Origin of the sequence: Rahnella bonaserana (assembly GCF_019049675.1) — a bacterium.
Lineage (GTDB): Bacteria > Pseudomonadota > Gammaproteobacteria > Enterobacterales > Enterobacteriaceae > Rahnella > Rahnella bonaserana.
This window is the reverse complement of the sequence record NZ_JAFMOW010000057.1, coordinates 69,299-85,947: the sequence shown is the minus strand read 5'-3', so window position 1 is coordinate 85,947 and position 16,649 is coordinate 69,299. Positions and strand designations below refer to the sequence as shown.

Annotated in this window: 13 protein-coding genes; 6 read left to right on the top strand and 7 right to left on the bottom strand. The window is 52.3% G+C overall.

The window, feature by feature from the left end; genetic code table 11:
* Positions 1-8 precede the first annotated feature (8 nt).
* Entirely contained in the window at positions 9-3,452 is a 3,444-nt protein-coding gene (gene mfd / locus J1778_RS07320; RefSeq protein WP_217172606.1) for a transcription-repair coupling factor, read from the bottom strand.
* A 238-nt stretch (positions 3,453-3,690) separates the two neighbouring features.
* Between mfd and lolC the strand changes: the two genes are divergently transcribed.
* From lolC to J1778_RS07290, 6 genes are all read left to right on the top strand, one after another.
* On the top strand, positions 3,691-4,893 hold the full coding sequence (gene lolC / locus J1778_RS07315) for a lipoprotein-releasing ABC transporter permease subunit LolC (RefSeq protein WP_217172605.1): 1,203 nt from the start codon (positions 3,691-3,693) through the stop codon (positions 4,891-4,893).
* On the top strand, positions 4,886-5,590 hold the full coding sequence (lolD, locus tag J1778_RS07310) for a lipoprotein-releasing ABC transporter ATP-binding protein LolD (RefSeq protein WP_112291103.1): 705 nt from the start codon (positions 4,886-4,888) through the stop codon (positions 5,588-5,590). Before lolC ends, lolD begins: the two co-directional genes overlap by 8 nt.
* Entirely contained in the window at positions 5,590-6,840 is a 1,251-nt protein-coding gene (gene lolE / locus J1778_RS07305; RefSeq protein ID WP_112291102.1) for a lipoprotein-releasing ABC transporter permease subunit LolE, read from the top strand. Before lolD ends, lolE begins: the two co-directional genes overlap by 1 nt.
* Before the next feature lie 61 nt (positions 6,841-6,901).
* The gene (cobB, locus tag J1778_RS07300) at positions 6,902-7,732 is read left to right on the top strand and encodes a Sir2 family NAD+-dependent deacetylase (RefSeq protein WP_217172604.1); all 831 of its coding nucleotides are present in this window, start codon (positions 6,902-6,904) and stop codon (positions 7,730-7,732) included.
* Between the two features lie 153 nt (positions 7,733-7,885).
* Complete coding sequence (pepT, locus tag J1778_RS07295; protein WP_217172603.1) at positions 7,886-9,115, top strand: peptidase T; 1,230 nt, start codon at positions 7,886-7,888, stop codon at positions 9,113-9,115.
* Positions 9,116-9,315: 200 nt separating this feature from the next.
* Positions 9,316-9,945, top strand: a complete 630-nt coding sequence (locus J1778_RS07290; protein ID WP_217172602.1) for a hypothetical protein — start codon at positions 9,316-9,318, stop codon at positions 9,943-9,945.
* A gap of 38 nt (positions 9,946-9,983) precedes the next feature.
* Here J1778_RS07290 and J1778_RS07285 read toward each other — a convergent pair whose 3' ends face one another.
* From J1778_RS07285 to hflD, 6 genes are all read right to left on the bottom strand, one after another.
* Complete coding sequence (locus tag J1778_RS07285; protein WP_217172601.1) at positions 9,984-10,697, bottom strand: hypothetical protein; 714 nt, start codon at positions 10,695-10,697, stop codon at positions 9,984-9,986.
* A 193-nt stretch (positions 10,698-10,890) separates the two neighbouring features.
* Complete coding sequence (locus tag J1778_RS07280) at positions 10,891-12,012, bottom strand: ribosomal protein uL16 3-hydroxylase (RefSeq protein WP_217172600.1); 1,122 nt, start codon at positions 12,010-12,012, stop codon at positions 10,891-10,893.
* Positions 12,013-12,171: 159 nt separating this feature from the next.
* Positions 12,172-13,626, bottom strand: coding sequence for a two-component system sensor histidine kinase PhoQ (phoQ, locus tag J1778_RS07275; RefSeq protein ID WP_217172599.1), 1,455 nt, complete (start codon positions 13,624-13,626; stop codon positions 12,172-12,174).
* A gap of 31 nt (positions 13,627-13,657) precedes the next feature.
* Positions 13,658-14,332 carry a two-component system response regulator PhoP gene (gene phoP / locus J1778_RS07270; protein WP_095921366.1) on the bottom strand — a complete coding sequence of 225 codons (675 nt, stop codon included), beginning with the start codon at positions 14,330-14,332 and terminating at the stop codon, positions 13,658-13,660.
* Between the two features lie 206 nt (positions 14,333-14,538).
* Positions 14,539-15,909, bottom strand: coding sequence for an adenylosuccinate lyase (gene purB, locus J1778_RS07265; RefSeq protein WP_120160658.1), 1,371 nt, complete (start codon positions 15,907-15,909; stop codon positions 14,539-14,541).
* A gap of 23 nt (positions 15,910-15,932) precedes the next feature.
* Positions 15,933-16,559, bottom strand: a complete 627-nt coding sequence (hflD, locus tag J1778_RS07260; RefSeq protein ID WP_112291091.1) for a high frequency lysogenization protein HflD — start codon at positions 16,557-16,559, stop codon at positions 15,933-15,935.
* Positions 16,560-16,649: the final 90 nt, after the last annotated feature.

Genomic DNA, 16,649 nt, shown 5'->3' with positions numbered 1-16,649 from the left:
TATCAGTCTCAGATCAGATGTTCTGTAAACTCACTCAGCATATCGCCGACAAATTTCAGGCGTTTTGGCCGGTCTGTCAGATCCAACATAAACTTCAGCTTGGTCGGGCCGTCGAGACGATAAACCTGTGGCTGTTTTTGCAGCAGACCGATCAGGAAACCCGGATCGACGCGGTTCTTATCGCCGAATTCAATAAAGCCGCCGCGCTCGTTGCCTTCAATACGACGGATGCCCAGCTCTTTGGCTTTCAACCGCAGCACGGCAATCTGCAACAGATTGCGCGCACCGTCAGGCAGTGTGCCGAAACGGTCGATCAGCTCGACGCGCAGTTCATCCAGCTCGCCTTCGGTTTTCGCACTGGCGATACGCTTATACAACGAAAGCCGGGTATTGACGTCAGGAATAAAATCTTCCGGCAGCAGCGCGGGCATACGCATTTCGACTTCAGTCTGACTGGTGGTTAAATCTTCCAGCGACGGTTCGCGGCCTTCCTTCAGCGCTTCGACGGCGTTTTCCAGCAGTTCCATATACAGCGAGAAACCGATACTGGTCATCTGTCCGCTCTGGCCTTCACCGAGCAGCTCACCTGCGCCACGAATTTCCAGATCGTGTGTCGCCAGCGCAAAACCGGCACCCAGATCTTCCAGCGAAGCGATGGCTTCCAGACGCTTATGCGCATCGGCCGACATGGCTTTCGGCGGTGGCGTCAGCAGATAGGCATACGCCTGGTGATGCGAACGCCCGACGCGGCCACGCAGCTGGTGCAGCTGCGCCAGACCAAAGTGATCGGCGCGTTCGATAATGATGGTATTCGCTGTAGGAATATCAATACCGGTTTCGATAATGGTGGTACACACCAGCACGTTAAAACGCTGATGGTGGAAATCATTCATCACCCGCTCAAGGTCGCGTTCACGCATCTGACCGTGCCCGATAGCAATGCGCGCTTCCGGTACCAGTTCGGCCAGACGCTGCGAGGCTTTTTCGATATTCTCGACGTCGTTATAAAGATAATACACCTGCCCGCCGCGCAGAATTTCGCGCAGGATCGCCTCACGTACCACCAGGCTGTCGTACTCACGAACAAAGGTTTTGACCGCCATACGACGCGCGGGCGGTGTGGCAATGATCGACAGGTCGCGCATACCGCTCATCGCCATATTCAGCGTACGCGGGATAGGCGTTGCGGTCAGGGTCAGGATATCCACATCGGCGCGCATGGCTTTGATACGTTCTTTATGACGCACACCGAAACGGTGCTCTTCATCGACAATCAGCAGGCCGAGATCTTTCCAGCGCAGGTCGCTTTGCAGCAGTTTGTGCGTGCCGATAATGATATCAACTTTGCCTTCCACTGCTTCTTCCAGCACTACATTTTGCTCTTTGGCACTGCGGAATCGCGACATCATTTCGATACGCACCGGCCAGCTGGCAAAACGGTCGCGGAAGTTATCAAAGTGCTGCTGTGCCAGCAGCGTGGTCGGGACTAATACCGCCACCTGCTTGTTGTTGGAAACGGCAAGGAAAGCCGCGCGCATCGCCACTTCGGTTTTTCCGAAACCTACATCGCCACAAACCAGGCGATCCATCGCCAGCGGTTGCGTCATATCGGTCAGTACGGCATTAATTGCCTGAGCCTGATCCGGCGTGGTTTCAAACGGGAAAGCCTGACAGAACAACTGATACTGTTCTTTGTCATGCCTGAAGGCGAAACCGCTTTTGGCTTCGCGCTGGGCGTAGATATCCAGCAGTTCGGCGGCAACATCACGCACTTTTTCAGCCGCTTTCTGCCGTGCTTTCGACCAGGCTTCACCGCCCAGTTTATGCAATGGCGCGCTTTCGTCGGCACCACCGGCATAGCGGCTGATCAGGTGCAGCGATGACACCGGCACATAGAGTTTATCTTCACCGGCGTAAGTCAGGATCAGATATTCGGCGGTGATACCGCCGGTTTCCAGCGTGGTCAGTCCGAGATAACGCCCCACGCCGTGCTCGACATGCACCACCGGCTGACCGGGGCGCAGTTCGGCGAGGTTGCGGATCAGCGTATCGGTGTTAATCGACCGGCGGCTGTCCTGGCGGCGGCGCGCCACGCGTTCACCAAGCAGGTCGCTTTCGCAGATCAGCGCCAGTTGTTTATCTGCATCCAGAAAACCGCGTTCACATGCGCCGATCATGATGTAACGACCGGCGGTATCGGCTTCTTCGATGCGGGTAATTAATGCCGGCATCAGCTTGATGCGGGCCAGCAAATCCTGCAACGTTTCGCGGCGGCCTTCACTTTCTACCGAGAAAACCAGACTGCCCGCGAAGGATTCATTGAAGCGCCGCAGGTTATCCATCGGCGCTTTATTCTGCGGCTGAACGGATAAATCAGGCAGCTTTTCATAGCTCAGGTTAGTGTTCGCGGCTTTTTTGGGCAGTGAATCGGTGCGCAGTTGCACGCGCGGCCACTCTTTGAGTTCCGCAAATAATGAATCAACGCGCAACCACAGATTTTCCGGTTCAAGCAGCGGACGCATCGGGTCCACGCGGCGGCTTTCGTAACGCTGGCAGGCATCCTGCCAGAAACGGTCAGCAGCCGCTTCAAGATCGCCGGTGTTCAGCACCAGCGTATTTTCCGGCAGATAGCTGAACAGCGTGGTCAGTGGCTGACTGAAAAACAGCGGTTGCCAGTATTCGATACCGGCCGGGAAGGTGCCTTTGCTGACCTGCTGATAAACATGCTCGGCGTCGCGACGCACTTCGAACTTTTCGCGCCACTGGCTGCGGAACAGTTCGATGGCATTTTTGTCGGTCGGGAATTCATGTGCGGGCAGCAGATTGATGTGATCGACTTCGCTCAGCGTGCGCTGGGTATCCACGTCAAAAATCCGCAGACTGTCGATTTCATCATCAAAAAAATCAATGCGGTAAGGTTCTTCGCTGCCCATCGGATACAAATCGAGCAGGGCACCACGGGTAGCAAACTCACCGTGTTCCATCACCTGATCGACGCTGCGGTAACCCGCCTGTTCCAGCTGCGCACGCAGTTTATCGCGGGAAAGTTGCTGGCCTTTTTTCATCACCAGCGCGTGACCGTGCAGGAACTCGTGCGGACAGACGCGCTGCATCAGAGTATTCACCGGCAGAATGATGATGCCGCGTTCCATAGTCGGAAGCTGATACAAACTGGAAAGGCGCGAAGAAATGATTTCCTGATGTGGGGAAAAACTGTCGTAAGGCAGGGTTTCCCAGTCCGAAATGCTCAGGACTTTGTTTTCAGTAAACTGCTGGATTTCATCGCGCAGGCGCAGGGCATTCTGCATGTCAGGTGCGATCAGCAGCACGGGACCGGTATGGCGTTCACTGATTTGGGCGCATTCCAGCGCGCAGGCGGAGCCCGTAAGCTGGCCTAACAGGCGGGTGTCGCCCGGACGTTCAGGCAACGAATAACGATAATCTTGAGGCATAGGCTGTTTTGAGTTCTCGTTTTGGCGGCTGTCGGAGGCCAATTTGCAGACCGTATCTTGCTTCGCTGGTGTCATCGGGGTCAACCCGTTGACGGTATAAAAGCGTCAACAGAGTCACAAAGTTAAACCGATTACTTTGGGTTAGTGGTTCCATAAAGCGGTGCTAGCCTTTATTATCCTTGATCACTTTAGTCTGCGCCACGCACTTATTTGCGGCCAAGCACTTAAAACGGATGTTATGTATCAACCTGTCGCGTTATTTATAGGTCTGCGCTACATGCGCGGGCGTGCTTCGGACCGCTTCGGGCGGTTTGTCTCCTGGTTATCCACCATTGGCATCACACTTGGGGTGATGGCGCTGGTAACCGTATTGTCTGTGATGAACGGTTTTGAGAAAGATCTGGAAGGTAACATTCTGGGTCTGATGCCTCAGGCGTTAATCACCACACCGGGCGGGTCTCTCGATCCGCAGAAAATTACTCATGATCAGGTGACAGCGCTGAAAAGCGTTAACCGCGCCGTGCCGCTCACCACCGGTGATGTCGTGCTGCAAAGCCCCGGTAGCGTTGCCGTGGGCGTGATGCTTGGTGTGGATCCCACGCAGCATGATCCGCTGGCGAAATACTTAATTGGGGTTGCGCAGCAGGAACTTCAACCCGGTCAGTACAACATCATTCTTGGCGATCAACTGGCGCAGCAACTCAAAGTGCGCCGCGGCGATCAATTGCGTCTGATGGTCACCAGCGTCAGCCAGTTTACGCCGGTCGGGCGTGTGCCAAGCCAGCGTCTCTTCAATGTGATCGGCACGTTCTCAGCCAACAGTGAAGTGGATGGTTACCAGATGCTGGTTAACATTCAGGACGCCTCACGCCTGATGCTGTATCCGAAAAGCAACGTAACCGGCTGGCGTCTGTTCCTCGATAAACCGCTGGACGTCGACAGCCTGAGCACACAAAAGCTGCCTGAAGGGGCCAGCTGGAAAGACTGGCGCGAGCGTCGCGGTGAGTTGTTCCAGGCCGTGCGCATGGAAAAAAATATGATGGGGCTGTTGCTCAGCCTGATCGTTGCCGTCGCCGCGTTTAACATTATTACGTCACTGGGTTTACTGGTGATGGAGAAACAGGCCGAAGTGGCAATTTTGCAAACACAGGGCTTAAGCCGCCGCCAGATTATGGCGCTGTTTATGGTGCAGGGCGCCAGTGCCGGTGTGATCGGTGCGCTGCTCGGTGCCGTTCTGGGCGTGGTGCTCGCCACCCAGCTGAATACTATTATGCCGGCCATCGGTCTGATGCTCGACGGCGCGTCACTGCCGGTCGATATCGAACCGGTTCAGGTTGTTGTCATTGCGCTGGTCGCCATGGCTATCGCCTTATTGTCCACGCTTTATCCTTCCTGGCGCGCTGCTGCCACCCATCCCGCAGAGGCTTTACGTTATGAGTAATTCTTTATTATTGCAGTGTGAAAACCTCTGTAAGACTTATCAGGAAGGCAAGATGCACACCGACGTGCTGCGTGACGTGAGCTTCGCCATGCAGCCAGGTGAGATGATGGCGATTGTCGGAACGTCGGGTTCCGGCAAAAGTACCTTGCTGCATTTGCTGGGCGGTCTGGATTCCCCGACGTCCGGTGAAGTGATTTTCAAAGGTCAGTCGCTGAACAGTATGTCTTCTTCGGCGAAATCTGAACTACGTAACCGTGAGCTGGGCTTTATTTACCAGTTCCACCATTTGCTGCCGGATTTCACCGCGCTGGAAAATGTGGCGATGCCGTTGCTGATTGGCAAAAAGAAATCTGCCGAAGTGCAGGAGCGCGCGCTGGCGATGCTCGAAGCGGTAGGACTGCAACACCGCAGCAATCACCGTCCTTCCGAGCTTTCCGGTGGTGAACGTCAGCGTGTGGCCATCGCCCGTGCGCTGGTGAATAATCCTTCACTGGTGCTGGCCGACGAACCGACCGGTAACCTCGATCAGCGCAACGCCGACAGCATTTTCGAATTGCTCGGAGAACTGAATGTACGTCAGGGCACGGCGTTTCTGGTGGTGACTCATGACCTGCAACTGGCGAACCGTCTGACGCGACAGCTGGAAATGCGTGACGGCAAACTGCAGCAGGAATCGATGTTGCTGGGAGCGAAGTAATGTCTGGCATTCCTTTTTCATTATTGATTGGCCTGCGCTTTAGCCGCGGGCGCCGTCGCAGCGGTATGGTTTCGCTGATTTCAGTGATTTCGACGTTAGGGATCGCGCTGGGTGTGGCGGTGCTGATCGTTGGCCTGAGCGCCATGAACGGATTCGAGCGCGAGCTGAAAGAGCGCGTGCTGGCGGTCGTGCCGCACGGTGAAATCCGTCCGGTGAACCAGCCGTTCAATAACTGGCAGGGCGTGCTGGATCGCGTGGAGAAAGTGCCGGGTATTGTGGCCGCCGCGCCCTATATCCAGTTCAATGGCCTGATCGAACACGGTGCCAAACTGCGCGCCATCCAGCTTAAAGGTGTGGATCCGCAGAGCGAACCGCGAGTCAGTGCCGCACCAAAATTTGTACAAAACAACGCCTGGCAGAATTTCAAAGCCGGTCAGCAACAGTTGATCCTCGGTAAAGGCGTCGCCGATGCCGTGGGCGTGAAGCAGGGCGATTGGGTGACTGTTATGATCCCCAACAGTGACCCTGAAATGAAACTGTTGCAGCCAAAACGCATTCGTTTGCAGGTCGCCGGGATTTTACAACTCAGCGGCCAGCTTGATCACAGTCTGGGCATGGTGCCGCTGGCCGATGCGCAGCAATATCAGGATATGGGCAGCAGCGTGACTGGCATTGATATCAAAGTGAATGATGTCTTTGCGGCACAAAAATTAGTTCATGATGCAGGTGAAGTGACACAGGCTTACGTCTACATTAGTAGTTGGATCGGAACCTACGGCTATATGTACCGCGATATCCAGATGGTCCGTGCCATCATGTATATGGCGATGGTGCTGGTGATTGGCGTGGCCTGTTTCAACATTGTGTCGACGCTGGTGATGGCGGTGAAAGATAAAAGCAGCGATATTGCGATTTTGCGCACACTGGGCGCAAAAGACGGGCTTATCCGCGCGGTCTTCATCTGGTACGGTTTACTGGCCGGGCTGGTCGGCAGCGTGGCGGGTGTGGTAATTGGCGTGATAGCCGCTTTCCAGCTGACCAACATCGTCAACTTTTTGCAAAAGCTCACCGGCCATCAGTTCCTGTCGGGTGATATTTATTTTATCGACTTCCTGCCTTCTGAAGTTCACTGGCTGGATGTCGCGGGCGTGCTGGTCACCGCCCTGATCCTGAGTCTGCTGGCGAGCTGGTATCCGGCACGTCGCGCAAGCCGAATTGATCCCGCGCGTGTACTCAGCGGCGGTCAGTAATATTTTTATTAATGTCGTTTTAATGCAGTTTTAATCAGACACAGAGAGTAAGGAGCACTTCATGCGCACACGTCATCGTCTGTGTCGGTTTCGCAAAAACAAGCGCATTCGCCATCAGCGGTTCCGGTCGAATATTTTCCACCGTGACTCGATGGCTGCGGCTTCACTGAAAAAGCCCTTTGTGGTGGTGCTGACCGGTGCCGGGATTTCAGCTGAATCCGGTATCCGCACGTTCCGCGCCGCAGACGGTTTGTGGGAAGAACATCGGGTCGAGGATGTAGCAACGCCGGAAGGGTATCGCCGCGATCCTGAGCTGGTGCAGCGTTTTTATAATGAACGCCGCAGCCAGTTGCAGGCCGACGATCTCAAACCCAACGCCGCGCATTATGCGCTGGCCACGCTAGAAGAAGCGCTTGGCGACAACTTCCTGCTGGTGACGCAGAACATCGATAATCTGCATGAGCGCGCTGGCAGTTCCCGGGTTATTCATATGCATGGTGAATTGCTGAAAGTGCGTTGTACGCAGTCGGGTCAGGTGCTGGACTGGCCAGGCGACCTGAGCGTCGATGAGCGCTGCCATTGCTGTCAGTTCCCCGCACCGCTGCGCCCGCACATTGTCTGGTTCGGTGAAATGCCCTTTGGCATGGACGAAATTTATGACGCGCTGGCGAAAGCCGACTTCTTTGTGGCGATAGGTACATCAGGCCATGTTTATCCGGCAGCCGGATTTGTTCACGAAGCGCGTATTGGCGGTGCCTGTGCGGTTGAGCTGAATCTTGAGCCAAGCCAGGTTGAAAGCGAATTTGATATGAAGCATTACGGGCTGGCGAGCCAGGTCGTTCCGGAGTTTGTGCATAAGTTTCTGACAAAAAAAGACGAAGCCTGGTCGTAGACCGGGCTTTTTTTTCGACTTAATGGCCGTAAAGCGAAAAATTGCGCCTGTCCCACAGACATATCTCGTTAAACTTGGCGAAAACTGACCTGACGCAATATTCACGGTTTTCATGCTGCGCATAATAAAACCCAGCCGCCAGAGGATACCCAAATGAATAAGTTGCTTGATCGTTTTCTTCATTATGTTTCTTTCGATACCCAATCTAAACCCAATGTCAGACACACGCCCAGCACCGACGGGCAGCTCAAGCTGGCGCAAGCCCTGCGTAATGAACTGACAGAACTGGGATTTTCAGATGTCACTCTCAGCGACAAAGGCTGCGTGATGGCAACCTTACCAGGTAACGTGGCCTGGAAAGTGCCGGTGATTGGTTTCATTTCCCATCTGGATACCGCGCCTGATTTCACGGCCAAACATGTTAATCCGCAAATTGTGGAAAATTATCGCGGCGGCGATATCGCGCTGGGAAATGGCGATGAAATTTTATCGCCGGTTATGTTCCCGGTATTACATCAGCTTCTCGGGCACACGATTATCACCACTGACGGCAAAACCTTGCTCGGGTCTGATGATAAATCCGGTATCGCGGAAATTATCACCGCGATGGTGCGGCTGAAAAACAGCAATATTCCGCACGGGCCCGTGCGTATCGCCTTCACGCCAGATGAAGAAATCGGCAAAGGCGCGCAGAGTTTTGATATTCCTGCATTTGGCGCGCAGTGGGCCTATACCGTCGACGGTGGCGGAGTGGGGGAGCTGGAGTTTGAGAACTTCAACGCGGCGTCGGCCACGATAAAAATTGTCGGTAATAACGTGCATCCGGGCAGTGCCAAAGGGGTGATGGTGAATGCGCTGTCACTGGCGACGCGTTTTCATAATGAGCTGCCTGCGGATGAAACGCCAGAACATACAGAAGGTTACGAAGGTTTCTACCATCTGACGACGATTAAGGGCAACGTTGAGCGCGCAGAAATGCATTACATCATCCGTGATTTCGACAAAACGCAGTTCGAAGCCCGTAAGCAAAAAATTATTGATGTCGCCCACCTGGTCGGCAAAGGGTTGCATCGTGACTGCTATATCGAAGTGACGCTCGACGATCACTACTACAACATGCGCGACAAAGTGGCACAGCATCCGCATATTATTGCGCTGGCGCAGCAGGCGATGAAGGATTGTGATATCGAGCCAATCATGAAGCCTATCCGTGGCGGTACTGATGGCGCGCAACTGTCGTTCCGCGGTTTGCCATGCCCGAATATCTTCACCGGTGGTTATAACTTCCACGGCAAACATGAATTTGTGACGCTTGAGGGAATGGAAAAAGCGGTCTCCGTGATTATGCGTATTGCGGAACTGACGGCAAATAAATCTAAATAAGTCTGGTCAGCCTTTGAGTTATAACGTTTAACAATATAAGGCTGGTTTATTATCCTCTATTATCCATGCGTTGCCCTCCTTAATCATTACTGTGAAAAATAACCTGTCTGAATATATCTTAATTTTATATCTATTATTTGTATTATTTTCTCATTTCCCGTGCCTGTAAAATACGTTTTTAACTTTACGGATTAGAGACAATGGAATCAACACCGGTAACAGAATTACGTGATTTTGTGAAAAGGCGCGCCTTCACACCAGAAACGGGTTCACGATATAGTGCATGGGTATTAATCTGGTATCCGAGTGGCGGGAATGCCGGGCATGCGTCAATGTTTATTGGAGATATTCTAGAAACCAGCCTTTATGTCAGTTGGTGGCCATATGTTGAAAACGATCAAAAAGTCTTGTTTGGTAAATACCCTTCCAAAATAAGTGCTCAGGGGGGGGCCGATTCAACAACTTACAGTTTTGATTTTCGTGCTGAAGGTGGACTACCCGATGTGATTTATGGATTAATGAATCTGAATGAAATTGCGATGAAAACGGCCTGGTACGATATTTGTCACAAAAGAGGAGGATCATCATTTCGTACTGTCGGTAAGAATTGTGCTGATATTGTTGGTCGGGTCATCAATGCAGGGCTTATCGCTTCACCATTACGTGCCAGAGCCTTAGGCTATATGCAGGGTGGTGTTTTACCTTGTACGCCTAAGCGTGTGGGAATGGCATGTAATTATCTGAGAGATAAAAACCTTGCTGTGAAAATAAGTACGCAAACCAAATCTATGAACCTTAATCCTGTCAAACGTTTGCTGCGGCTTCGATAACTTAGTCGGGCGGTAAAAGCCCGACAGCATTGCCTTTGTTATTTAAGGAGCTCCATTCCGTGCAGCGCCATCCGGCAGCCGTCTGCGCCATTACCTTGTGTGGTGACCAAACATTTATGTGGCAGGGTTACTGCCCGGAATGAGAGCTGTAAGTTAAACTGGCTACGATTTTTATCTACCATGATAATGTCGTTATTTTTGAGTATAAGGTTTGAAATATGCGCCTGAGTAATTAACTTAATCATGCCTGTGCTGGAGATATAAAAGCTGGTATCAGTTCTTTTTCTGTCCAGAGAAACCATAGCGATTTCCCACTTGCTGCCATCACTGGCCTTCCAGTTATCCACAGCACCAAAAAAATCAGGGAAAATACCCTGGTGCAGGAAAGAAGACAGCGATCCGATATACTCCTGAATCCATTGATTTTTGGGTTCAATAATCTGAGTGGAAAAATTGATTTTAGATTGGATTTCATTGCCCGGAACGGATATTTTTTTGTTATCAATAAAATAATTCATTCGGGAGAGATCGGCCAGCATACTCGGATTCATGGCAGACTTACCAAATTTTCGGATATCCCGATCTATATTGTTATTAATCGTATCATATAATCTGCGGGTTATTTCAGGTGAGATATTACGGTTTATGTAAAGCTCGGTTTTTTTTGCTTCAGGTTTATGGTGGGGATGGCTGGAACAAGAAGGGGCTTTAGTTAACGCATTTTGTTTCGTAAACAACTGTTTCAAGAACATATCTGACCTGTAATAACCGGGTGTGTGTAATAAAATATATTCCCTGATTATATTGTTTAAAAAAGAGGTTGACTAATGTCAATTAACTATTCTTTGCAGGTCAGCCATTGATAGTTTAAATATTAATTTGGTTAATTAATACAGAACGCCGAAGCATTCTGTATTAATAACAATATTAAGTAGCGCTTAAATATCAGTCGTTAAAATACCAGTAACCGCTGTTCACCAGCGCCGACAGCAGTGCAAGGAATGAAGGATCCTCCAGCGCATCACCCAGCATTTCTTTGGTCACGGTTTTATGGCGGGCAATGGCATCCACTGCGCCGATATGTTCCGTGGTCATGGCTTCGCCGTTGACATAACAGGTATTACCCACGCGCAGCACGCGAAGACCGCCCAGACGTTCCAGCGTTTCACCGGATCCCAGCAGTTCATAAATTTCACCCGCCTGATAAGGCGGTTCCGGCGGTGCCAGATCCAGCTCATGACGCGACTGGGAAATGAACTCGCCAAACCAGCTGTTGAAGTGGGTCGGATTACCAATCAGATCCAGCATCATGCCGCGCAGCTTATCCAGCTCAGCCGGTTGCACTTCGGCGGGGTTTTCACGTTCAACCAGTTCCGGATCGCTGTAACGGTGACTGCCGAGTTCGCGCGAAAGCACGTAATCTGCGAAACCACTGACCATTTCACGGGCATTTGGCGCACGGAAACCGACTGAATAGTTAAGTGAGTTCTCCAGCGAATAGCCGTCGTGCGGGAAACCTGGCGGAATATAAACGATATCGCCCGGCTCCAGCTCTTCATCAATAATCGCATCGAACGGCTCAACCTGCAGCAAATCCGGATGCGGGCAGTGTTGTTTCATGGCGACTTTTTCGCCCACACGCCAGCGACGGCGGCCGGTTCCCTGAATAATAAAGACGTCGTACTGATCCAGATGCGGACCCACACCGCCGCCCGGAACCGAGAAGGAAATCATCAGGTCATCCATGCGCCAGTCCGGGATATGGCGGAACGGTGTCATCAGATGTGAAGACGGTTCGTGCCAGTGATCGACCGCCTGAACCAGCACCGACCAGCCGGTTTCGCCCAGATGATCGTAACTTTCAAACGGCCCGTGGCTGACATTCCATTTACCGTCGTGATTGCTTACCAGACGGCTGTCCACCTCATTTTCCATCGCCAGTCCTGCCAGTTCGTCAGGCGAGATAGGGTCGACAAAATTTTTAAATCCGCGTTTCAGCACGACAGGACGTTTTTGCCAGTAACGCTGCAGGAAATCATTCCAGTCTAGGTCGAGTTGGTAATCCATAGTATTTCCCTTGCATTAAAAGGAGGGTGGATAAAGAAGAGGGCTATCTGTAAATGATTATAACGGAAGGTGTTGCCGCTGAGTTGGGCAATTGCCAGCAAATTTTGCACTATGGTTAAGATTGCGCCGAAATTTGCTGGCAATAGGGTCGGGTAAACGTTACTCCAGTTCGATGCCTTGTTGCAGGCCGAAACAGACACGCATACTCGCGCCGCCAAGCGGGCTGTCGCCGATGATAATTTTGCCGTCGTATTGCTCGATAATGTCGTTGGCCAGTGAAAGTCCCAGACCTTGCCCCGGACGCAAGGTATCCGCACGCTGACCGCGCTGGAAAATTACCTCACGCTTGCTTTCGGGTATGCCCGGGCCATCATCTTCAATCAAAATCACCAGCTCATGTTCGGTATGTACAGCGCTGATTTCGACAAACTCCAGACAGTATTTACAGGCGTTATCGATCACGTTGCCCATGACTTCCATGAAGTCATTTTTCTCACCGACAAAGGTGATTTCCGGCGAGATATCGACGGTGATCACCACGCCTTTGCGCTGATAAACTTTGTTCAGCGCCGAGCATAATCCGTCGAGGATCGCCGGGACGGAATGCACTTCGCGGATCAACAGGTTCTGTTCAGAGCGTAATGTGGCGCGATGCAGGTAGTAACCAATTTGCTGTGAAATACGGCTGATTTGCTCAAGCATCACGGGTTCCGCTTCTTCGATGGTCATCTGCTTACCATTACGCAGCGCGCGCAGGGTGGATTGCAAAACCGCCAGCGGGGTTTTGAGGCTGTGCGTCAGATCCGCCAGCGTGGTGCGATAACGGTCATAACGGCCACGCTCGCCGTGCAGCAAAATATTCAGGTTACGCACCAGCCCGCGCAGCTCGCGGGGCGGGTTTTCATCCAGTAATTCCCGCTCATGAGATTCCAGTTGCGCGACCTGATGGATGACCTCTTTGATTGGCCGCAGACTCCAGTAAGCCGCCAGCCATAGCAGCGGCACGACTAACAGTAAGTTCGCCAGCAGCACATAACTGAACCATTCCCACACCAGATCTGAGCGTTGCAATTCCTGCGGTATGGTATCCACCACCACAATATTTAGTGTCGGCAGGCGCGCCGTCGCGTTATAGGTGTTGACCGCAATGGAGTGGGTCATCGCGTTGGCGTCGGTTTCGTCGTAATCCTTCAGCTTATCCTGCGCTTTCGGGTTATTGCCCAGCACTTCGCTGCTGATTTGTGTGTCGGTATCCAGCTCGTAGAAGCCCGGTTTATTCATCCACGCTTTATCGATATGCGCTTCCAGCTCGGGAATGCGGCGCTCGGCCCACAGCAGTTTTCCGTCGGCGTCGTAAATAAACACCAGCGTCGGCGTATTGAGGTCGAGATCAGGAGGAACGTTGATGCTCAGCTTGTTGTCGCGCCACTGCGCCAGGCTGAAAAAGAGATTACTTTCGCCGCGCAGCAAACGGTAGGCGGTTTTATCGAAACTCACCATGTATCCGACGACTGCCACCAGCCCGTAAGCCAGCGACAGCGCGAGAACGACCGCCGCGGTCGCCATCATAAAACGGACGCGAAGGGAGAAGGGTTTCCTGGTACGTCCTTTCATGACGCGTCCTTTCGTGGTGAGCAACAAACCCTTACGGGCGGATGTCGAAACGATAACCCTGACCGCGGACGGTCGTGATCACATCAACCGGATGTTCGGCCTGTAATTTTTTACGCAGCCGTCCCATCAGCACGTCTACGGTATGGCTTTCGCGCAGTTCTGCGTCGGGATAAAGCTGAAGCATCAGCGAATCTTTGCTGACGACTTTCCCGGCGTTACGGATCAGCGTTTCGATAATCGTATATTCGAACGCAGTCAGTTTAATCGGCTGTTCGTTAACGGTCAGTTCTCGGCGTGACAAATCAATCTGGAAAGGTTGAAGTGTAATGACCTGAGAGGCGAGGCCGCTGTTACGGCGCATCAGTGCCTGCATACGCGCCAGCACTTCTTCAAGATGGAAGGGTTTGGTGACGTAGTCATCAGCACCGGCTTCCAGCACCGCGACTTTATCTTGCCAGCTTTCGCGGGCGGTCAGCACCAGAATGGGCAGATTGGTCTGATGACTGCGCCAGCGGCGGATCAGGCTCAATCCATCTTCGCCCGGCAGACCCAGATCGACAATGGCAATGTCAGGTGCGTGTTCATGCAAAAAATAGTCGGCTTCTTTGGCATCTTCCGCCGCATCTACCTGATGACCCATTTCACGCAACTGAACTGAAAGGTGATGACGTAGCAGTGCATTATCTTCAATGACTAAAATTCGCATGGTGATTCCTTATCCTGACAGCGCACAAAAGGGTTTAAATATTCTGAATGCAATTGTAATTGATTCAGAAACAATTTAATCAACCTGAGGTCAACGCAGATGTGCTTAAACCTCAACAGAACCTAAACGAATTATAAACGGCTTCTGGCAGGAAGCGCATAAAAAAGGCGACCCTGAGGCCGCCTCTTGATCAGCACCTGAAAAATTTACTTCAGTTCATCAACCATAGTGGTTGCGCGACCGATGTAATTGCCCGGTGTCATGGCTTTCAGGCGGACTTTCTCTTCTTCCGGTAATTCCAGAGAATCGATAAAGGCCTGCATCCCGGCGGCGTCAACACGTTTGCCACGGGTCAGCTCTTTCAGCTTCTCGTAAGGCTTTTCGATACCGTAACGGCGCATCACGGTCTGGATTGGCTCAGCCAGCACTTCCCAGTTGTGATCCAGTTCGTTCGCCAGATTGGCTTCGTTGACTTCCAGTTTGCTGACGCCTTTCATGGTTGCCTGATAGGCGATCAGCGCATAGCCCAGACCCACGCCGAGGTTACGCAGCACGGTGGAGTCGGTCAGGTCACGCTGCCAGCGGGAAACCGGCAGTTTGCTCGCCAGATGCTGCAATACGGCGTTAGACAGACCTAGGTTGCCTTCGGAGTTTTCGAAGTCGATCGGGTTAACTTTGTGCGGCATGGTGGAAGAACCAATCTCGCCAGCAATGGTGCGCTGTTTGAAGTGGTTCAGGGCAATGTAACCCCAGATGTCGCGGTCGAAGTCGATCAGAATAGTGTTGAAACGCGCCACACAGTCAAACAGTTCGGCGATGTAGTCATGCGGCTCGATCTGGGTGGTGTACGGGTTCCAGGTGATGCCGAGAGAAGTCACGAATTCTTCACTAAACTGGTGCCAGTTCACTTCCGGGTACGCCACGATGTGAGCATTGTAGTTGCCGACAGCGCCGTTGATCTTGCCGAGGATTTCGACATTTTGCAGTTGCTTAAACTGGCGATCCATACGGTAAGCGACGTTAGCCAGCTCTTTACCGATAGTGGATGGCGTCGCTGGCTGACCGTGAGTACGGGAGAGCAGCGGAATATCACGGTACTTGTGCGCCAGATCTTTCACGGCATCAATAATCTGCTTCCAGTAAGGCAGCACAACGTCCTGACGTGCGGTTTGCAGCATCAGCGCGTGGGACAGATTATTGATGTCTTCAGAGGTACAGGCGAAGTGAATGAATTCAGACACCGCATGCAGGGCAGGGATGGCCGCCACTTTTTCTTTCAGGAAATACTCAACCGCTTTGACGTCGTGGTTGGTGGTTTTTTCGATATCTTTAATGCGCTGCGCGTCATTAACATCAAAATTTGCCACAATCTGGTCGAGGAAAGCGTTTGCGTCGGCATCAAAAGCAGGAACTTCCTTGATTTCTGCACAGGCTGCCAGTTTTTGCAGCCAACGTACTTCAACCTGCACACGGAATTTCAGCAGGCCAAATTCGCTGAAAATAGTACGCAGCGCGCTGACTTTATCACCGTAGCGTCCATCAACGGGGGAAACGGCGGTCAGTGAGGATAATTCCATCGGTAGCAACTCCTGGGATCTTATTAACAATGAGCGAGAATATTCTTCGCCTGTTCAAACAAGCGATTACGGGAAAACATCAGTTGCAGGCGGCCACCGCCGACCTGGTGCCACAGCACCGCAGAGCGGATACCGGCCAGTAAGATGGCGCGAACTTTGGCCTGAACCTGCGGGTTTTGTAAAATGGCCGGTGAACCTGTGACCTGAATGCGCGGACCCGCCGGGCTAACCACATCGACATAAATCGAGGCCAGGGAGCTAATCATCGTTTCAGATTCAAGCTCGAAATGCGCAAGCTGGCGGTCAAGTTGATCGATACGTTCACCGAGCTGATTCATTGCGGCTTTATTGGCGTACAGCTTGCGTTCAAGCACCATCAGGCTTAATGCGTAACGCGTTAACTCAGCGCCCGGCCCCTGACGGTTGGCGTTCAGCACACCCAGCAGCGTCTCCAGTCCCATCTTTAAATTGGCTTCATTATTACCGTAAACCGCCAGCGTTGAGGCCGGATTCATCTCCAGCAGGCTGCGCAGTGACACTGACATTTCTTCCTGCGAGCATTGGCCTTCGTGTGCCAGTTGCTGAACCAGGCGCGCTGCCTGACAGATACCCGCCAAAGCCAGCGTAATGTCATAATAATTTTTAGCCACGTTTACTCCTGTAAGCGTTTTGAAACGATGAGACGCAGTGACAATGAAATAGCCCAAATTCATGGCGACAGATCATGCCATAAAACTGCC

Bases quoted from the DNA above. Each gene is read 5' to 3' on its own strand.
- mfd (WP_217172606.1), bottom strand. From the start codon at position 3,452: ATGCCTCAAGATTATCGTTATTCGTTGCCTGAACGTCCGGGCGACACC.
- lolC (WP_217172605.1), top strand. From the start codon at position 3,691: ATGTATCAACCTGTCGCGTTATTTATAGGTCTGCGCTACATGCGCGGG.
- lolD (WP_112291103.1), top strand. From the start codon at position 4,886: ATGAGTAATTCTTTATTATTGCAGTGTGAAAACCTCTGTAAGACTTAT.
- lolE (WP_112291102.1), top strand. From the start codon at position 5,590: ATGTCTGGCATTCCTTTTTCATTATTGATTGGCCTGCGCTTTAGCCGC.
- cobB (WP_217172604.1), top strand. From the start codon at position 6,902: ATGCGCACACGTCATCGTCTGTGTCGGTTTCGCAAAAACAAGCGCATT.
- pepT (WP_217172603.1), top strand. From the start codon at position 7,886: ATGAATAAGTTGCTTGATCGTTTTCTTCATTATGTTTCTTTCGATACC.
- J1778_RS07290 (WP_217172602.1), top strand. From the start codon at position 9,316: ATGGAATCAACACCGGTAACAGAATTACGTGATTTTGTGAAAAGGCGC.
- J1778_RS07285 (WP_217172601.1), bottom strand. From the start codon at position 10,697: ATGTTCTTGAAACAGTTGTTTACGAAACAAAATGCGTTAACTAAAGCC.
- J1778_RS07280 (WP_217172600.1), bottom strand. From the start codon at position 12,012: ATGGATTACCAACTCGACCTAGACTGGAATGATTTCCTGCAGCGTTAC.
- phoQ (WP_217172599.1), bottom strand. From the start codon at position 13,626: ATGAAAGGACGTACCAGGAAACCCTTCTCCCTTCGCGTCCGTTTTATG.
- phoP (WP_095921366.1), bottom strand. From the start codon at position 14,332: ATGCGAATTTTAGTCATTGAAGATAATGCACTGCTACGTCATCACCTT.
- purB (WP_120160658.1), bottom strand. From the start codon at position 15,909: ATGGAATTATCCTCACTGACCGCCGTTTCCCCCGTTGATGGACGCTAC.